11 protein-coding genes are annotated in these 17,876 nt (G+C 73.1%); 3 read left to right on the top strand and 8 right to left on the bottom strand.

The window, feature by feature from the left end; translation table 11 throughout:
- Positions 1–116: 116 nt before the first annotated feature.
- The 7 genes from N865_RS04670 to N865_RS04640 form a co-directional block, all read right to left on the bottom strand.
- On the bottom strand, positions 117–1,067 hold the full coding sequence (locus N865_RS04670; protein ID WP_034802074.1) for a carbamate kinase: 951 nt from the start codon (positions 1,065–1,067) through the stop codon (positions 117–119).
- Between the two features lie 354 nt (positions 1,068–1,421).
- Positions 1,422–2,927 (bottom strand): acetyl-coenzyme A carboxylase carboxyl transferase subunits beta/alpha, encoded by a 1,506-nt coding sequence (locus N865_RS04665; protein ID WP_034802071.1) that lies wholly within the window; start codon positions 2,925–2,927, stop codon positions 1,422–1,424.
- Positions 2,920–4,098, bottom strand: a complete 1,179-nt coding sequence (locus N865_RS04660; protein WP_034802068.1) for a CaiB/BaiF CoA transferase family protein — start codon at positions 4,096–4,098, stop codon at positions 2,920–2,922. The genes N865_RS04665 and N865_RS04660 overlap by 8 nt, the downstream gene beginning before the upstream one ends.
- 179 nt (positions 4,099–4,277) lie before the next feature.
- The gene (locus N865_RS04655; protein ID WP_034802170.1) at positions 4,278–5,264 is read right to left on the bottom strand and encodes a helix-turn-helix domain-containing protein; all 987 of its coding nucleotides are present in this window, start codon (positions 5,262–5,264) and stop codon (positions 4,278–4,280) included.
- A 161-nt stretch (positions 5,265–5,425) separates the two neighbouring features.
- On the bottom strand, positions 5,426–6,277 hold the full coding sequence (locus tag N865_RS04650; protein ID WP_034802065.1) for an SDR family oxidoreductase: 852 nt from the start codon (positions 6,275–6,277) through the stop codon (positions 5,426–5,428).
- Between the two features lie 7 nt (positions 6,278–6,284).
- Positions 6,285–8,345, bottom strand: coding sequence for a hydantoinase B/oxoprolinase family protein (locus N865_RS04645; RefSeq protein ID WP_211244853.1), 2,061 nt, complete (start codon positions 8,343–8,345; stop codon positions 6,285–6,287).
- Between the two features lies 1 nt (position 8,346).
- The gene (locus N865_RS04640) at positions 8,347–10,497 is read right to left on the bottom strand and encodes a hydantoinase/oxoprolinase family protein (RefSeq protein WP_034802063.1); all 2,151 of its coding nucleotides are present in this window, start codon (positions 10,495–10,497) and stop codon (positions 8,347–8,349) included.
- Between the two features lie 352 nt (positions 10,498–10,849).
- Here N865_RS04640 and N865_RS23445 point away from each other — a divergent pair, with 352 nt between their 5' ends.
- A complete protein-coding gene (locus N865_RS23445) occupies positions 10,850–12,085 on the top strand; it encodes a hypothetical protein (RefSeq protein WP_051510152.1) in 1,236 nt (411 codons plus the stop codon).
- Positions 12,086–12,096: 11 nt separating this feature from the next.
- Entirely contained in the window at positions 12,097–12,639 is a 543-nt protein-coding gene (locus N865_RS04630) for an RDD family protein (protein WP_211244852.1), read from the top strand.
- Positions 12,640–12,678: 39 nt separating this feature from the next.
- Here N865_RS04630 and N865_RS04625 read toward each other — a convergent pair whose 3' ends face one another.
- Positions 12,679–14,901, bottom strand: coding sequence for an acyltransferase family protein (locus N865_RS04625; RefSeq protein WP_051510150.1), 2,223 nt, complete (start codon positions 14,899–14,901; stop codon positions 12,679–12,681).
- Between the two features lie 229 nt (positions 14,902–15,130).
- Between N865_RS04625 and N865_RS04620 the strand changes: the two genes are divergently transcribed.
- Positions 15,131–17,830 carry a LuxR C-terminal-related transcriptional regulator gene (locus N865_RS04620; RefSeq protein ID WP_034802061.1) on the top strand — a complete coding sequence of 900 codons (2,700 nt, stop codon included), beginning with the start codon at positions 15,131–15,133 and terminating at the stop codon, positions 17,828–17,830.
- The last annotated feature ends 46 nt before the right edge of the window (positions 17,831–17,876 follow it).

The raw sequence follows: 17,876 nt of genomic DNA, 5'->3' as shown, positions 1-17,876 counted from the left end.
ACCTTTCTCGTTCGGGCTGTCTGGGGTTCGGGCTGTCTGGGGTTCGGGCTGTCTGGGGTTCGGGCTGTCTGGGGTTCGAGCTGTCTGGGCTTCGGGCTGACACCTGGTCGACGGGATCAGCGGTCGGTGACCGGATGCTCGATCACGGTCCCGATGTCGCCGACGGCGTCGACCGCCTCGGTGATCCGGTCGAGGGCGGTGATGATCGCGCGGGTGCCGCCGGACCGGACGAACCGGAGGGCCGCCTCGACCTTGGGTCCCATGGAGCCCGACGCGAAGTGGCCGTCAGCGGCATACGTCTCCATCTCATGGAGCGACACGCGGCCGAGCGGTCTCGCGTCGGGCGTGCCCCAGCCGAGGATGGCGTGCTCGACGTCCGTGGCGATCACGAGGGCGTCGGCGTCGACGGCGCGGGCGAGCAGGGCGGCGGTGAGGTCCTTGTCGATGACCGCCTCGACGCCGTGCACACCGTGGGCGGAGCGGACGACGGGGATGCCACCGCCCCCAGCGGCGACGACGATGTAACCGGCGTCGAGCAGGGTCAGCAGCGTCGGCGTCTCGAGGACCTCGACGGGCTCGGGCGAGGCGACGACGCGCCGCCAGCCCTTCTCGCCGCGGTCCTCCCAGCGCTCGCCGTGGTCGATCAGGGTCTGCGCCTGCTCCTGCGGCAGGTAGCGACCGATCGGCTTGGTCGGGTGGGTGAAACCGGGGTCGTCGGCGTCGACGAGGGTCCGCGTGATGAGGGCGGCGACGCGCCGGTCGAGCCCGCGGGCGGCGAGCGACGCCTCGAGCGTGTCGAGCATCGTGAAGCCGATCGTTCCCTGCGTCTGCGCGCCGCACCAGTCGAGCGGGACGGGTGGGACAACCTGGGCGGCGAGCTCGTTCTTGACGAGGAGGTTGCCGACCTGGGGCCCGTTGCCGTGGGTCAGCACGACGTCGTGCCCGGCAGCGACGAGATCGGCCACGTGCTCCATGGCGCGCGCGATCGCGGCGCGCTGCTCGTGGGGGGTGGCGCTCCCGTCGGGGCCGGTCATGGCGTTGCCGCCGAGCGCGACGAGCACTCTCATGGCCAGCTCCTCAGGGTCGGTGTCGCACGTCTGTTGGCGCGAGCCTAGGCAGGGGAGCGGGGTGGGCGCGTTGGCACGTCCTGCCCAATGCGGGTGCCCTCATTGGCAGATGTATGCCGCTGGGCTGCGTCCCAGCGCACCTGACCCATCGAGTGCGGATGGTGCGGAGCCCCCCTCTCTACCCGCGGGGTGAACGCGGTGTTCGGTGTCGAACTCAGCGGTATACCGCTGAGTTCGACACCGAACACCGCGTTCACCTGGCAGAGGGAGGGGAAGGACCTGGCAGAGGCAGGGCAGGGGCAGGGCAAGGGCAGGGCAAGGTCAGGGCAAGGTCAGGGCAGGGGGAGCGCGCCGTCAGGGGCGGCCGAGGGACCGGTAGCGGTCGAGGCGGGCGGCGAGGCGCTCGTGCGGTTCCTGCCGGGCGAGGACGGCGAGCTCGTGCTGGATCGTCTGCGACATCCGGCGGCAGAAGTCCTCCGGCTCGTCGGCCGCGTCGGGGTGCTCGGCGACGATCCGGTCGATGATCCCGTCGGCGAGCAGGTCGAGCGAGCGGACCCGCTGGCTCGCGGCGAGCTCGGGCGCGTGCGCGGTGTCGCGGTGGAGGATCGCCGAGGCGCCCTCGGGCGGCAGCGGGGAGAGCCACGAGTGCTGCGCGCAGATGACGCGGTCGGCGGGCATGACCGCGAGGGCGCCGCCACCGGTGCCCTGGCCGAGGAGGACGCACAGGGTCGGTGCCTCGAGCATGACGAGGTCGGCGAGGCACCGGGCGATCTCGCCGGCGAGGCCACCCTCCTCGGCCTCCTTCGACAAGGCGGCTCCCGCGGTGTCGACGATGCTCACGAGAGGGAGCCCGAGCTCGCGGGCGAGCGCCATGCCGCGGCGGGCGACGCGCAGCCCCTTGGGCGAGAGCGGCGCCTCGAGGGTCTGGCCGCGCCGGTCCTGGCCGAGCACGATGCACGGCGCGCCACCGAACCGGGCGAGGGCCATGAGCAGTCCGGGGTCGTACTCGCCCTGGCCGGTGCCGTGGAGCGGTAGGACGTCGGTCGCGCCGAGCTTGAGCAGGGTCCGCACGCCGGGCCGGTCCTCGCGCCGGGAGCGCACGATCGAGTCCCACGCCGGCAGGTCGGGCAGCTGCTCCCGGACGAGCTCGGGCACGTCGGGCAGGTCCTCGCGCGGTCCCATGAGGACGTTGAGGGCGCGGTCGGCCGTGTCGGCCAGGGCCTCGACGGGCAGCACGGCGTCGATGAGGCCGTGCTCGAAGAGGTTCTCCGCGGTCTGGACCCCCTCCGGGAAGGGCGAGCCGTAGAGCGCCTCGTAGACGCGTGCCCCGAGGAAGCCGATCGTCGCGCCCGGCTCGGCCACGGTGACCTGGCCCAGCGACCCCCACGAGGCGAAGACGCCGCCTGTCGTGGGGTGGCGCAGGTAGACGATGTAGGGCAGCCCCGCCGCCTTGAACGCGGCGCAGGCCGCACTGATCTTGACCATCCCGACGAAGGCCGGCGTCCCCTCCTGCATGCGGGTACCGCCCGAGCTCGGGGCCGCGAAGACGGGCAGCTCCTCGCGGGTCGCCCGCTCGAACGCGAGGACGATCCGCTCGGCGGCGACGGTGCCGATGGACCCGGCGAGGAAGGCGAACTCGCCGGCGATGACCGCCACCCGCCGGCCCCGGATGCGGCCCTCGCCCGTGATGATCGCCTCGTCGCACCCACTGCGCGCGGTCGCGGCGGCGAGCTCGGCGGCATACGGGCTGTCGTCGGGCGTCGGCTGGACCGGTGGGCCGTCCCAGCCGGCCCACGTCCCCTCGTCGAGGACGGTGGCGAGCAGCTCGTGGGCCCCGAGGTGGCGCGGTCGCTCACTCATCGCCGTCGACCGTGTCGAGCCACGCTCGGACCGAGGCGTTGTGCTCGCCGAGCATCGGCGGATGGGTGTGCTCCGTGCGCCCGCCGGCGAAGGCGTTGTCGTCGAAGCGGATCGGGGGCCCGGGGATCGTGATGTCACCGAGGACGGGGTGGGTGACGTCGAGGAGGAGGCCCTGGGACCGGGTCTGCTCCCACTCGTAGACGCGGTCGAGCGTGCGAACCTCGCCGGCGGGCACGCCGAGGTCCTCGAGGGTCGCGAGGAGCTCGGCAAGGTCGCGGTCGGCGAAGGCGGCATTGACCGTCTCGATGACGCGGTCGCGGTTGGCGACGCGCTCGCGGTTCGTCGCGAGACCCGGGGCCGCGGGGTCGATGCCGAACGCGGTCGCGAGCCGCACCCAGAGGCTCTCGCTGCCGCAGGCGATCTGCAGCCGACCGTCACGGCACGTGAAGAGCCCGTACGGCGCGATCGAGGGGTGGTGGTTGCCCTGGGCCCGCGGCACCTCGCCGGCGACGGTGTAGCGCGTGCCCTGGAACGCGTGGACGCCGACGATCGCGGCGAGGAGGGACGTGCGCACGACGCGCCCGCGGCCGGTGCGGGTGCGGTCGTGCAGCGCCGCGACGACGCCGTAGGCGCCGTACATGCCCGCAAGGAGGTCGCCGATCGGCACCCCAACCCGCTGCGGTTCGTCAGGGGAGGGCCCGGTCAGCGACATGAGGCCGGCCTCGCCCTGGGCGATCTGGTCGTAGCCCGCACGCCCGCCCTCGGGCCCGTCGTGCCCGAAGCCGCTGATCGACAGGACGACGAGGCGCGGGTTGAGGGCGTGGAGTCGCTCCACGGAGAAGCCGAGCCGGTCGAGGACGCCCGGGCGGAAGTTCTCGACGAGGACGTCGCCGGCCCGGACGAGCCGAGCCAGCGTCTCCTGCCCGTCGTCGGACTTGAGGTCGAGGGTGATCGACTCCTTGTTGCGGTTGCAGGAGAGGAAGTACGTCGAGATCGGGTCGTCGTCGGGGCCGACGAAGGGCGGCCCCCAGCCGCGCGTGTCGTCCCCCGAACCGGGGGACTCGACCTTGATGACGCGAGCACCCATGTCGCCGAGCATCATCGCCGCATGCGGTCCCGCGAGCGCGCGGGAGAGGTCGATGACGACGATGTCGTCGAGGGGTGCGCTCATGGGGGCTGCCTCCGCCGTATGCCGCTGGGCTGGGTTGCCCTCACTGTGCCCCATCGCTCGGGCCGGGACGTCGTCAGCCCTTGCCGGACGGGTGCGGCCGCTGTTGGCGCACCCTGCCAGCCGACGCGGGCGCGAGGCGGGCTCGAGGCGGGCTCGGCGACGGGCTCGGTGACGGGCGGTCAGGAGCGGGTGAGCCAGCCGCGATCGCGGGCGTGCCAGCCGAGCTGCATCCGCGTCGTCACCCCGGCGAGGTCCATGAGGCCGCGGACCCGGCGCTGGACGGTCCGCAGGCCGAGGTCGAGCGACTTGGCGATGCTCGAGTCGGTCAGGCCGGCGAGGAGGAGGGAGAGGATGCGCACGTCGATCTCGTCGGGTCCGAGCTGCTCCTCCACGAGGACGCCCTCCTCCGGGACGATCCGCAGGGGCGAGGCGGACTCCCATGCCGACTCGAAGAGCGCGACGAGGGGCTCGACGAGGCCGCTCGCCCGGACGAGCAGCGCGGCCGGTTCGGAGCCGTCGGCGAGGAGGGGCACGAGGGCCGACTCGCGGTCGGCGAGGATGAGCTTGGTCGGCACCCGGTCGGCGACGCGGACCTTCTCGTCACGGCTCATGCCCTCGGTCAGGGCGTGGAGCATGTCGGGCCCGTCGAGGGCGTCGCGCTCGAGGACGATGCGGTATTCCACCCCCCGCGCGGCCGCCGTCTCCTCTGCCTCGTTGTCGCCCCCGGACACGGCGATCGGGGTCCTCGTCACGAGGGCCGCGACCTCGCGGACGGCACCGAGCTGGATCTGGAGGAAGCGCTGGGAGACCGCCTCGGCGCCGACGATCACCTCGACGAGGTCGTGCAGCTCGGCCGCCGTCGCGTCGGCGCGGTAGGCGGCGGTGAGCCGGGCGACGGCGACCTCGGCCTGCTCGAGCTCGTGGCGCTGATGGTTGACGAGGGCGCGCAGTGCGACCCCCGGCGGGGCGGCCACCCAGCGCCCGCCCGAGTGGGAGGCTGCGCGCGCGATGAGGCCGCGCTGCTCGAGGGCGCGGAGCGTGAGCTCGACCGTGGTGCCCGTCGTCCCGAGGCGCCGGGCCAGGTCGTCGGCCTCGACCGCTCCGAGCGTCACGAGGAGGCGGTAGACGCGCTCCTCGACGTCGTCGAGGCCGATGGCCGCCAGCATGGTCTCTCCCGTCGTGGGTGGCGGGTCGGTGCCATGGCGCACTTCCGCCTCATGGTCGGTGTGCCGACACAATACGGGTTGAGGACTCGGCGCTCTGCACCCCCTCTGCCGGGTCCGAGCCCGGACCGTCCGGGGGGAGGCCCGATCGGGGCCGTCGGGGCCTATGACGGCCGCAGTGCGTCGGCCCAGGTCCGCGGCCGTCGCCCCAGCAGGTCGGCCAGCACACTCGGGTCGCCGACGAGCCCGGAGCGGTCGTAGCTCGCGAACATCGCGAGGAGGTCGGCGCGGGCCTGTCGGTCGAGGCCGGCGCCAGGACCGGCGGACCAGGCCTCGATGTCGATCCGGATCGCCTCGACGCGCCGGCCGAGCACCTGTGCGGCGACCGCCGCCTGGTCGCGCACCGACAGCACCTCCGGACCGGCGAGCTCGTGGGTGCGGCCCTCGTGCCCAGCGGTCGTGAGCGCCTCGGCGGCCACCTCGGCGAGGTCGCCGAGGTCGACGTTCGAGAAGGGTGCGTCGAGGGAGTAGGGCACGGCCATCGAGCCCGCCATGGCGGCGCCGAGCAGGTTCTGGTGGTAGGCCGCCGGGCGCAGCACCGTGGCCGTCGGCACGACCGCCCGGACGACCTCCTCGGCCTCTGCCTTGCGCAGGTGGTGCGGCATGGAGGTGTCGTCGGGGTGCAGGACCGAGTGGAAGGCGAACCGCTCGACCCCGGCCCGGACCGCCGCCTTGGCGACGCGCCGGGCGATCCCGACCTCGTCCGGGTGGACGTTGGGGGCGAGGTGGTAGACGGCGTCGACGCCGACGAGCGCCTCGTCGAGACCCGACCCCGTGGTGAGGTCGACGACCGCGACCGACCGCGCCCCAGCGGCATACGCCTCGCCGGACCGGGCGGCCGAGTGGAGCGCGGCCCGCACCTGGACGTCGCGAGCCGCGAGGGCGGACGTGACGGCGCGGCCGGTCTTGCCGGCCGCGCCGACGACGAGCACACGCGGCCCGTGTGGGGTGTGCACGAGGAGGTCAGACCCAGTCGACGTCGGCGGCGGTGCGGCCCTCGGCGAGCCGCGCGTAGCCCGGGCCGCGGTCGAAGAACGGCTGCTCCTCGGAGCGGTCGGCCCGCAGCTGCTCACGCAGGGCGTCGGAGGCGGCGACGTCGACGACGGGGGCGTCCCCGTCGTGAGAGGCCACGACGCCGTAGTCGCGGCGGGCCCCCTCGAGGGAGACCTTGCCCCAGCGCAGGTCGCGCTCGACCTCCTCGTAGGGGCGGTCGAGGGGGTCGCCCCAGCCGCCACCGCCGGTCGTGCGGATCCGGATCACCTGCCCGGCCCGGACCGGCTCGGCGTCCGCGAGGGCGTCGACGACCCGCTCCTCCGGCCCGCCGAGGTCGACGGTCACCTCGAAGGGCCGGCCCGCCTTGCCGCCCTTGACGCCCCAGCAGGCGAGGATCGACCGGTCGGCGATCGACATGAAGTGCGCGTCCTCGAGCATCCGGATGTGCTTCTCGTATCCGAGACCGCCGCGGTGGCGACCCGCACCTCCCGAGTCGACGGCGAGCCCCAGGCGCTCGACGAGGAAGGGGAAGCGGCTCTCGGTGAACTCGGTCGGCAGGTTGCGGCTGTCGGGCACGACGTGGATCGTGTCCTCGCCGTCGGCGTAGTAGCGCCCGCCGGAGCCACCCCCGAGGACCTCGCGCATGAGGTAGTCGTTGCCGTCGCGGTCCTTGCCGTAGACGCCGGTGTAGCGGATCGTCTCCTGGTCGGCGGGCATCCGTCCGTCGACGGCCTTGGCGACGACGCCCGCGAGGACGCCGAGCAGGCGCAGGATGACGAAGGTCCGCGCGTTGGTCGGCGCCGGGTAGATCGGCGTGAGGAGCGTCCCCTTCTCCGGGAACCGCATCTCGATGAGCGGCACGATGCCCTCGTTGACGTCGAGCTCGGCCATCCGCTCGGGGGTGTCGGCGAGGTTGCGCAGGATCGGCGCGAGCCACTTCTTGAGGAAGTTGCCCCCGACGTAGTCACCGCAGTGGTTGATCGGGCCCTTGGCCTGCGGCGCGGTGCCGGTGAAGTCGATGACGAGCCTCGGCCCGCCGTCGGGGTACTGGTCGGGATGGCCGGGCCCGCCGGTCGAGGTCTTGGTCAGCGTGATCCGCTGGGTGTGCAGCCGCGGCTCGTCGACGCCGTCGTGCTCGGCGTAGTCCTCCCACACGTAGGTCCCGTCGGGGATCTTGCTGAGGATCTCACGCCGGTAGGTCTCGGTCGTCTTGTCGAGGATGGCGTCGAACGCCGCCTCGATCGCGTCACGGCCGTAGCGCTCGAAGAGCTCGGAGAGCCGGCGAGCGCCCATGAGGCAGGCCGAGCACTCGGCGTCGAGATCGGCGGCGAGGCTGTCGGGCATTCGGCTGTTGCGCGTCATGATCCGCAGCGCTGCGGCGTTGGGCACGCCCGCGTCCCAGAGCCGGATCGGCGGGACGGACAGGCCCTCCTCGAAGACCGTCCGGGCGTTGCTCGGCATCGACCCGGGGACGGCGCCGCCGATGTCGTCGTGGTGGCCGAAGGCCTGGACGAAGGCGACGACCTCGCCGCCGGAGAAGACCGGCACGGTGACGCAGAGGTCGGGCAGGTGCCCGATCCCGCCCTCGGACTCGTAGACGTCGTTGTGGAAGAAGACGTCCCCCTCACGCATGTCGGCGATCGGGAAGTCGCGGGCGATCGGGTGGACGAGGGCGCTGTAGGAGCGACCGGTCAGCTTGCGCAGCTGCCGGTCGTGGATGCCGGCGCGGAAGTCGTGCGCGTCACGGATCATCGGCGAGCGCGAGGTCCGGGCGATGGCCGTCTCGACCTCCATCTCGACGCTCGCGAGGGTGCCCTCGACGATCTCGACGAGGATCGGGTCGACGGGCGTGCCCACCGGGGTCAGGCGGTTGCCGTGTTCGTAGGCCGTCGGCAGCCCGGCCGGGTTCACGGGGCCCGCCTCACGTGCCGGTATGCCGCCGGGCCGGCTCCCGATCGAGCCCGCGCTCGAGCCCGTGGTCGCGTCGACCGGGGCGAGATGGACGGTGGCGGTCTGGCAGGACAGGCACATGTCAGGCCTCCTCGGTGGCTGGTGCGGCGGCGGACTTCGTGATGACGAGGTTGCCCCAGGCGTCGACGCGCACGGCGAAGCCGGGGTGGACGGGGACCGTGGAGCCGAACTCCTCGATGATCGCGGGCCCGGCGACCGTGTCCCCGGCGCGCAGGTCCGGGCGCCAGTGGACGTCGGTCTCGACGTAGCCGGCGTCGGCCTCGAAACAGACCGGCCGGCTGCCCTTGCGGGCCCGGCTCGACACGTCGCCGTCGGTGGCGGCGGCGACCTCGCGGAGCTCAGGACGGGTGATCGGGCCGACCCCGGTCACGCGGAGGTTGACCCACTCCACCTGCTGGCGAGGGTCGTCCCGGAAGTCGTAGCCGTAGAGGGCGCGGTGCTCGGCGTGGAAGGTGTCGGCCACGTGAGCGGCATACGTCTCGTCGACGACCCCGTCGGGGGCGGCCACGCGCACCTCGAACGCCTGGCCGAAGTAGCGCAGGTCGACCGTGCGCGCGTAGCGGTGGACCGCTCGAGGGAACCCCTCGGCGTCGAGCGCCTTCGCGGCCTTGTCGGTGAGCTCGTCGAACGTCTTCTGGACCGCGGCGTGGTCGAGCTGCGAGTGCCGGGCGACCATCGTCTGGACGTAGTCGTTCTTGACGTCGACGGTGAGCAGGCCGAAGGCCGAGACGTTGCCCGGGTTCTGCGGGACGACGACGCCGGCGAGGTCGAGGATGTCGACGAGCCGGCAGGCAAGGAGCGACCCCGAGCCGCCGAACGTCGTCAGCATGAAGTCGCGGACGTCGAGGCCGCGCTTGACGCTGACCTGGCGCAGGGCGTTGGCCTGGTTCCACGCGGAGATCTCGAGGATGCCCGTCGCGCAGCGGTCGGGGGAGAGCCCGAGCCGCTCGGCCAGCGCCTCGATGCCGGCCCGCGCAGCGCCGACGTCGAGGGGGATCTCGCCGCCGAGCAGGTGCGGGGGAATCCGGCCGAGGACGACGTGGGCATCGGTGATCGTCGGCTCCGTGCCGCCCTTGGCGTAGCAGAGGGGGCCGGGGTCGGCGCCGGCCGACTGCGGGCCGACCTTGAGGCTGCCCTCCGCGGAGATCCAGGCGATCGAGCCGCCGCCTGCGCCGACGGTGACGACGTCGATCATCGGGATCTTGCTCGGGTAGGCACCGACCGTGCCCTCGGTCGTCAGCGTCGGCTCGCCCGCAAGGACGACGGAGACGTCCGTCGACGTGCCACCCCCGTCGCACGTGAGCACTTTGTCGAAGCCGGCCCGCCTCGCGATGAGGCCGGCGCCGAGGGCCCCGGCGGCGGGGCCGGACAGGACGGTCGTGATCGGCTGGTGCACGACCTCGTCGGCCGACAGGACGCCGCCGTTGGACTTCATGATGTAGAAGGGGATCCGCTCCCGCCCGCCCGCGGCCGCACCGGTGAAGTCGTCGAGCCGAGTGTGGATGTTGGTCACGTAGCGCGACACCTTCGGCTTGACCGCCGCGTCGACGAGGGTCGTCATCGAGCGCTCGTACTCGCGGTACTCCCGGAGCACCTCGCTCGAGATCGACACGACGGCCTCCGGGTGCTCGGCGGCGAGGATCTCGCGCATCCGCAGCTCGTGGGTGTCGTTCGCGTAGGAGTGGAGGAGGCAGACCCCCAGTGTCGTGACGCCGCGGTCGCGGAACCACCGGGCGGCGCGCACCGCGCCCTCCTCGTCGAACGGGCGGATCTCGTTGCCCTCGAAGTCGATCCGACCGCCGACGGTCTTGACGTGGTCGGCGGCGACGATGCGCGCCGGCTTGACCCAGAAGTAGCTGTTGCCGTAGCCGTCGGGCACGGCCTGGCGGGCGATCTCGAGGATGAACTCGTAGCCCTCGGTCGTGATGAAGCCGAGCCGCTCGACCTTGCCCTCGAGGAGCTGGTTCGTCGCGACCGTGGTGCCGTGGCTGACGGCCGTGATGTCAGCGCCCGTCGCGCCGAGCAGGTCGAGCACCTTGTGCACGCCGGTGATGAAGCCGTCGGCCGGGTTCGCCGGCGTCGACGGGGTCTTCGTCGTGATGAGCTCGCCGGAGTCCTCGTCGAGGGCGACGACGTCGGTGAAGGTGCCGCCGGTGTCGATGCCGATGCGGATGCGCCGGGCCGGCTCTCGGTGACTCGCGACGTCGGTCATGCGGCTCCTCGGTGAGTACGTGTGGGTGCGCGCCTCGGGGGCATCGGCGTGCACGGGTCGGTGGGGGGGTCCTGCTCCACCCGATTCAAGCGGGAGCGCGCCGTCGTTTCCTTGGCACAACCTGCCAACGGAGGGGCCGGTTCGAGTCAGCCCTCGCCAACACTGCTCCCGTATGCCGCCGAGCGAGGCCGAGTGCCCCTGGCTGAGTTCGGCCCGGGGCCCGGGTTCACTCACCACGGGTGATGTGGGGCGTGGTCCGGCGGCGGCATGGTGACCTCGGTGACCCGCAGGCGCCGGGGCCGCCGGCCGCGTGGGTCATGGGGCGGGCGGGCGACAGTGAGGACGTGGACAGATGGACGAGAGCGCGGCAGGCGAGGTCGTTCCGATGCGACGTCCCGGGGCCGACGCAGCCCCCACGGATCACGTCTCCGCCATCCCCTCGGGAGACCGTGCCGAGGGCGCGGAGGCGGCGGAGGCGGAGTCGGCTGCGGAGTCGGCCGGGGTGCCCGGCGGGGGAGAGGCCCGGGTCACGGGCCGGACCTCGGATGAGGCGCTCTCGGTCCTCGACCTCGCCGACGTGCTCGTCGGCCTCGTCGCGGTCAGCGTGGCCAGGTCGCGGCGCGTGGCGGACCGGGTCCGTGACGTGGCCCGCCCCCTGTCGCCCCTGGTGCGTCCGGTCCGGTCGCTCGGTGAGCGACTCCTCGGCGCCGACCGGGTCCAGGACGTCCTCGGCCTGGGCCGGGCGCAGCGGCTCGAGGCCGCTCGCCGGGGGGAGCTCGTCGTGCGACGGTTCGCCCCACGGCTCGTCGACGACGCACTCGGGCTCGTCGACCTCACCACCCTCGTGCAGGACCATGTCGATCTCGATGCGCTCGCCGCGGGCCTCGACGTGGACGCAGTGGTCGCGCGGGCCGACATCGAGGCCGTCCTCGACCGGGTGGACATCGACGCGGTCGCGGCGCGGATCGACATCGAGGCGATCCTCGACCGGGTGGACATCGACGGCGTGGCGGCGCGGATCGACATCGAGGCGATCCTCGACCGGGTGGACATCGACGGCGTGGCGGCGCGGATCGACATCGAGGCGATCCTCGACCGGGTGGACATCGACGGCGTGGCGGCGCGGATCGACATCGAGGCGATCCTCGACCGGGTGGACATCGACGGCGTGGCGGCGCGGATCGACATCGAGGCGATCCTCGACCGGGTGGACATCGACGGCGTGGCGGCGCGGATCGACATCGAGGCGATCCTCGACCGGGTCGACATCGACGCCGTCGCGACTCGTCTCGACCTCGACGCCGTGGCGGCACGTCTCGACATCGACGCGGTCGTGGCCAGGATCGACCTCATCGCCCTCGCCGAGTACGTCGTCGAGGGGATCGACCTGCCGGGCATCATCCAGAGCTCGACCGGCGCGATGGCCTCGGAGAGCCTGCGCGAGGTCCGCTGGCAGGGTGTCAGCGCCGACGAGCGCGTGGCCCACGTCGTCGACCGGATGCTCCACCGGAAGCCACGGGCGCCCGGCGCCGCCCTGCCCACCGACACCTCGAGCGTGCCGTCGGCCCTTCATGGGCCGGTCGGATGACGGGAGGACCCGTGAGCGTGCCCCCGACGCCCCATCCCGGTTCCGCCGCGCGGATCCTGCTCCCCGCGCCGGTGCGTTCGGTGCAGGGACACCGGGCCGGCATCGTCACCCGGACGACGGCGGGCGCCGTCGACCTCGTCGTCGCGCTCCTCTGTGTCGGTGCGGGATACCTCGGCTGGTCCGCCTTCATCTTCGTCCTCAACCCGCCGTCGTTCCATTTCCCGACACCCGGCTTCGCGATCCTCTTCACGTGCCTGCTCGGCACGCTCACGACCTATCTCACCCTCGCCTGGACGATCACGGGGCGAACGATCGGCAACCGCCTCCTCGGCCTCAGGGTGGTGAGCGACGGCGGGGGCCGCGTCGGCTTCAGCAGGGCGATCCTGCGGGCCCTGCTCTGCGTCTTCGTCCCGATCGTGCTCTTCTGGGTGATCATCAGCCGCGAGAACCGGTCGGTGCCCGACATCCTGCTGCGGACCTCGGTCATCTACGACTGGACGGCCGGCCGTGGCGCCGGCAGCGAGCCGGGCGAGCTCCATCCCGCAGCGGGGTGACCGTCGCCGCGTGGGGCCGCGCACCCAACCTGGCCCGACTCAGCGGGGGAGGACCCCGGCATACGCCAGCCGGTAGGCGAGGTCGGGCGCAAGGGCCCGTGCGTACTGCACCGTCGGGTGGAGGTAGTCACCCTTGAGCACGATGTTGCCGGCACGGGTGAAGAGCGGGCAGCGGCCGTCGACGCAGTACCAGTGCAGCGTGTCGACGAACGTCGCTCCCTCGACGTCACGCTCGGCGTCGTTGGCCACCTTCCACCACTTCGGGATGCCGGTGACGCACCGGCGGGGCGAGCCGCCGGGCCGGTAGCAGTCGAGGAACGCGACACCCGGCATCGAGGGGCCGAGGATGACGACGTGCCCGACGCTGCCCTTGACGGCGTCGACGAACGCCTGGTCGGCCGCGTGCCACTCCGCGGCCGCCGCCGTGCCCGAGGCTCCCGACTTGAGCTTGAGGGACCACGCGTAGTTCTCGATCATGATGAGGACGCGGGGGCGGGCCGTGCGGACGTAGTCGATCGTCATCTCCCGGTGCCGCACGCAGGGGATCGCCCAGTCGTCCTTGCCGAAGTCGGCATCGACGCCGTTGACGGCGCACGCGAGCTTGGTCATCCCGCGGATCTTGTAGGTCTTGCCGTAGGCGGCGATGACGGTGGACAGGAGCGGGATGCCGAGCGAGTCGCCGTAGACGATGATCTCGGGACCCTTCGGATTGCCGAACGTGCACGACTCGGGGTCGCTCGCCCGCGTCGCGACGCACGCGCCCATCCCGGGGGCTCCCACCGTCTGCCACGCGTCGGGTGCCGGGTGGAGCACCGAGGGCCACGACGACGAGGCCAGGGCGCCGCGCAGACCCGCCTGGATCGCCGCTCCCGTCCTGCCGAGGGGGATCTCGACCGGCCCGGCGCTCGCCGTGGGGGTCGGCGTGGGTGCTGCGGACGTCGTCGTGGCCGACGGCAGGGCGCTCGGTTTGGCCGACGGCGTCGACACGTCGGGCGCGGGGACCGCACCGTTCGCGGCGGCGGCGACAGGCGCAGCCGTGGGCTCGAAGGCCCCCGGCTCGGCGAACGCCGTCACGGCCACCCCTCCGGCCACGCAGGCCAGAGCCGTGGCCGCCGCGACCATCGCGCGTCGCTGTGTGCGCCACCACCCGCCCCATGCCGTATGCCGCTCGGTCGGGTCGGACCAGGCCGTGAGGCGGGGCGCATCGAGGACGGGCCGCTCGAGGAGGTGGTGGCTGATCACGGCGAGCAGGACGGTTGCGGCGACGATCGCCGCCTGCGCAAGGGGGGTCAGGGGTGCGTAGAGGCTCGTCGCGAAGACGATGAGCGGGAAGTGCCAGAGGTAGAGGCCGTAGGAGATGTCGCCCACGTAGCGGCTGACGGGGTTGGTGAGCGGCCACGGTCCCGCTCCGGTCGTGCCGGTGCCCGCGAGGAGCACGGCCATCGTCGCGAGCACGGGCCAGACAGCCGCCGGGACCGGAGACGCGACCGACGGACCGGTCAGGACGAAGGCCGCGGCTATGCCGGCGAGGCCGCCCCAGGCCAGAGCCCAGCGTGCGATGCGCGGCAGCCGGACGGCATACGCCGGGACGAGGGCGAGGAGCGCGCCCAGCGCCAGCTCCCACGCTCGGGTCAGGGAGGAGAAGTAGGCGACGGTCGGGTCGGCGTCGGCCCGCCACGCCGCCCAACCGAGCGAGGCGACGACGACGAGGGCGGCGGCCGTGGCCACGCCGAGGCGCCCGCGTCGGGCCGTGCGCGAGCCGAGCACTCCGGCGGCGGCGACGACCAGCCACGGCCACACGAGGTAGAACTGCTCCTCGACGCCGAGGGACCAGAAGTGCTGCACCGGCGAGGGCACCTGCCCGAGCTGGAAGTAGTCGGCGCCCTGCGCGGCGAAGTGCCAGTTGGCTGCGAAGAGCGCGGCCCAGAGGGCATCGGTCCGGACCTCGTCGGCCCGGGCCGGCGCATAGGCCCAGCGGGCCGCGACGACGGTGACGACGAGGACGACGAGGGCAGCCGGCAGGATGCGGCGCGCCCGCCGTGCGTAGAAGCCCGTGAGGCTCGTCCGGCCCGTCCGGTCCCGCTCCCGGAGCAGGACGCCGGTGATGACGAAGCCCGAGATGACGAAGAAGACGTCGACGCCGAGCCAGCCGCCTCTCGGGACGCCTGAGAGGTGGGCTGCGATGACGCCGACGACAGCCACGGCCCGCAGCCCCTGGATGTCGGCCCGGCGGTGAGCGCGCGGCTCCGACGATCCGGTCATGGCGAAAGGATGCCACTCGTCGTCGACCGCGTGGCGCGATCGCCCGCCGATCCCATGGCGATCTCAGGGCGATCTCATGACGAATGACAGGGCCGAAGGTCCCTATCACCTGCTCCGGCGCCTGCCGTAGAAACGGGCTAGGAGCGGTGACCGCCGCTTTGGCGACACCCTGGTCGACCGGTCGGAGGCCGAGATGGGCGAGAGGGTCAGGCGAGGCGGAGCCGCAGACGTGAAGCGGTCCGCACGGGACGGGGAGCCGGTCCTTCCGAGCAAGCTCGCCGTGCCGCGGCCGGCGCACGACCACATCGCGCGCCCGCGCCTGATGGGGCAGCTGCGCCGAGGTGTCACCGGTCCGCTGACCCTGCTCAGCGCTCCGGCCGGCTACGGCAAGACCGCACTCGTGTCCTCGTGGATCTCCCTGTCCGAGCACCCCGGGCCCGTGACGTGGCAGACCCTCGACGACGGCGACGCCCGCCCGGGGATCTTCTGGACCTACGCGCTCGACGCGCTCGCACGGAGCGGCGTCGACGTCGACGAGGTCGGTATGCCGTCCACCGTCGACTCCGTGGACCGCGCGCTCCTCACCCGGCTCAGCTGGGCGCTGACCCGTCACGAGGAGCCCGTCGTCATGGTCATCGACGGCTCGGACACGTTCGTGGACTGGGCGCGCCGCGTCGACCTCGCCTTCGTCCTGCGCAACGCGGGGGCGAACCTCCGGGTCGTCCTGCTGACGCGGTTCGACCCGTCGCTGCCCCTCCACCGGTACCGCCTCGAGGGCGGCATGACGGAGATCCGGGCCGCGGACCTGGCCTTCGACGAGGCCGAGGCGGCGCAGCTGTTCACGCGGTGCGGGATCACGCTCACGGCCGAGCAGACCCACGCGCTCGTCGAGCGCACCGGTGGCTGGGCCGCGGGACTACGGTTCGCGGCGATGAGCCTGGCGCGCCAGGCCGACGTCGACCAGTCGATCCGCGACTTCACCGGTGCCACCGACAACGTCAGCGCCTACCTCATGACCGAGGTGCTCGACGCCCAGCCGGAGGACCTGCGCGACGTGCTCCTTCGCACCAGCCTCGTCGACGACCTCCGTCCCGGCCTGTGCGACGCCCTGACCGGACGGTTCGACGGCACGCACGTGCTCCCGGCTCTCGCCCACGGCAACGCCTTCGTCGAGTGCCTCGCGGGCACGAACGGGGTGTACCGGTACCAGCCGCTCTTCCGCCAGTTCCTCCGGGCCCAGCTCGCCTACGAACGTCCCGACCTGGTGGGCGACCTGCATCGCTCGGCGGCCGGGTGGTACGCCCGGGAGGGCGACACCGGCCAGGCGGTCCAGCACGCCGTGGCCGGTGAGTCGTGGGAGGAGGCCGCCCGGTTCCTCGTCGAGGACCTGCGGATCGGTGCCGTCCTCTGCGACGAGGGGCTCGCGTCCACCCTGAGGGGCATGCCCGCCGACACCCCCGGAGCCGCTGCTGCCATCGTCCGGGCGGCCATCGCGGGCGCCGACGAGGACGGGCACCGGTGCCTCGCGGAGCTGGCTCGAGCCCAGGTCGAGCTGTCCGCCACGGCAGATCCCGCGCCGTCCCTGCTCGTGTCGGCCAGCCTCCTCGAGGCCAAGGGCGCGTCGCTCACGTGCGATGTCGCGACTGGCCTCGACGCGGCGGACCGGGCCGAGGAGCTGCTGCGTACGTCGTGTCCCGACGCCACGAGGTCACGACCCGACCTCGTCGTGCTCCTCGCCATGTCCCGGGCCCGGCTCAGCCTCTGGAACGGGGACTTCGAGCACGCCTCGGCCCTCCTCGTCGAGGCCAGCCGGGTCGCCGAGGCACCCGGGGTCGAGACCCTGCGTGTCGCGTGCATCGGCCTGCGCGCCCTCCTCGAGGCCATCCGCGGCCGGCTGCGCCGCGCCACCCGCCTCACCGACGAGGCGGAGCGACTCGCGCGCGACGCGGGCCTGAGCGGGCACCACCGGCTCATGGCCGCCGCGACGGCCCAGGCGTGGATCGAGACCGAGGAGTTCCATCTCGTCACGGCCCGGGAGCGCCTCGACGAGGCCGCCCGGGTGCGGCGTGGCCGCGATCCCCTCACGGCCGACCTGCTCGCCCTGGTCCGGAGCCGGCTGATGCGCGCGCGTGGCGACCTCGCGGGCGCTCACCACGTCCTGGAGAGCGCCCGGGCGAGCGGTTCGGCACACGCCGCGTGGCTCGACGGCTGGCTCGTCGCCGCCGAGGCCAGCCTCTTCATCGCCGAGGGCCGGCCCGAGGCGGCCTCCGAGGCGCTCGGACACCTCACGGAGCCGATGAGCCCTGAGGCGGCGGTCATCCTCCGCCTCGCGCAGGTCGCCGCAGGCATGCCCGGCGTGCGTACCGCCAGGGTGACGCGGAGCGGGTACGCGCCCGCGGCCCTCGACACTGAGGTCACGGCGGCCCTCGTCGATGCCGCGCACTACGTCGGCCTCGGCGACGAGCGCACCGCCCTCGCCGCCCTCGAGCGTTCCCTGCAGCTGGCCGAGCCGGAGAAGCTCCGGCGCCCCTTCGCCGAGACCGTTCCGTCGGTGCGCCACCTCCTGCGCGGGGCGGACCGCGTCGCCGCCGGCAACCGCTGGCTCCACATGGCCGGTGACGCCGGCGAGCACCAGCCCCGGGAGGCGGTCAAGCCAGCGGCTCCGCTCGTCGTCAGTACCGTGGGAGCCGGCCCGCTCATCGTGGACCCCCTGACCAGCAAGGAGCTCGAGGTCCTCGGCCATCTCGCCGAGCTGCTCAGCACCGAGGAGATCGCCGCCACCATGTTCATCTCGGTCAACACCGTGCGGACCCACGTCCGCAACATCCTGCGCAAGCTCGACGCGAGCAAGCGCAACGACGCCGTGCGCAGGGCCTGGGACCTCGGGCTCCTCGCTGTCGACGGCGAGCGGACGCCGGCCGGCCACTGAGGACCAGAGTCCGGGGGCCTTGGAGTCCGAGGAGTGAGGAGCCGGC

The sequence above is a fragment of the Intrasporangium oryzae NRRL B-24470 genome (assembly GCF_000576595.1).
Taxonomy (GTDB): domain Bacteria; phylum Actinomycetota; class Actinomycetes; order Actinomycetales; family Dermatophilaceae; genus Intrasporangium_C; species Intrasporangium_C oryzae.
The sequence above is the reverse complement of the archived record's forward strand: the minus strand, read 5'-3'. Positions and strand labels throughout refer to the sequence as shown.

Excerpts from the sequence above, each read along its gene's own strand:
- N865_RS04640 (WP_034802063.1), bottom strand. The coding sequence starts at position 10,497 with ATGACCGACGTCGCGAGTCACCGAGAGCCGGCCCGGCGCATCCGCATC.
- N865_RS04660 (WP_034802068.1), bottom strand. The coding sequence starts at position 4,098 with ATGAGCGCACCCCTCGACGACATCGTCGTCATCGACCTCTCCCGCGCG.
- N865_RS23445 (WP_051510152.1), top strand. The coding sequence starts at position 10,850 with ATGGACGAGAGCGCGGCAGGCGAGGTCGTTCCGATGCGACGTCCCGGG.
- N865_RS04625 (WP_051510150.1), bottom strand. The coding sequence starts at position 14,901 with ATGACCGGATCGTCGGAGCCGCGCGCTCACCGCCGGGCCGACATCCAG.
- N865_RS04645 (WP_211244853.1), bottom strand. The coding sequence starts at position 8,345 with ATGTGCCTGTCCTGCCAGACCGCCACCGTCCATCTCGCCCCGGTCGAC.
- N865_RS04670 (WP_034802074.1), bottom strand. The coding sequence starts at position 1,067 with ATGAGAGTGCTCGTCGCGCTCGGCGGCAACGCCATGACCGGCCCCGAC.
- N865_RS04665 (WP_034802071.1), bottom strand. The coding sequence starts at position 2,927 with ATGAGTGAGCGACCGCGCCACCTCGGGGCCCACGAGCTGCTCGCCACC.
- N865_RS04655 (WP_034802170.1), bottom strand. The coding sequence starts at position 5,264 with ATGCTGGCGGCCATCGGCCTCGACGACGTCGAGGAGCGCGTCTACCGC.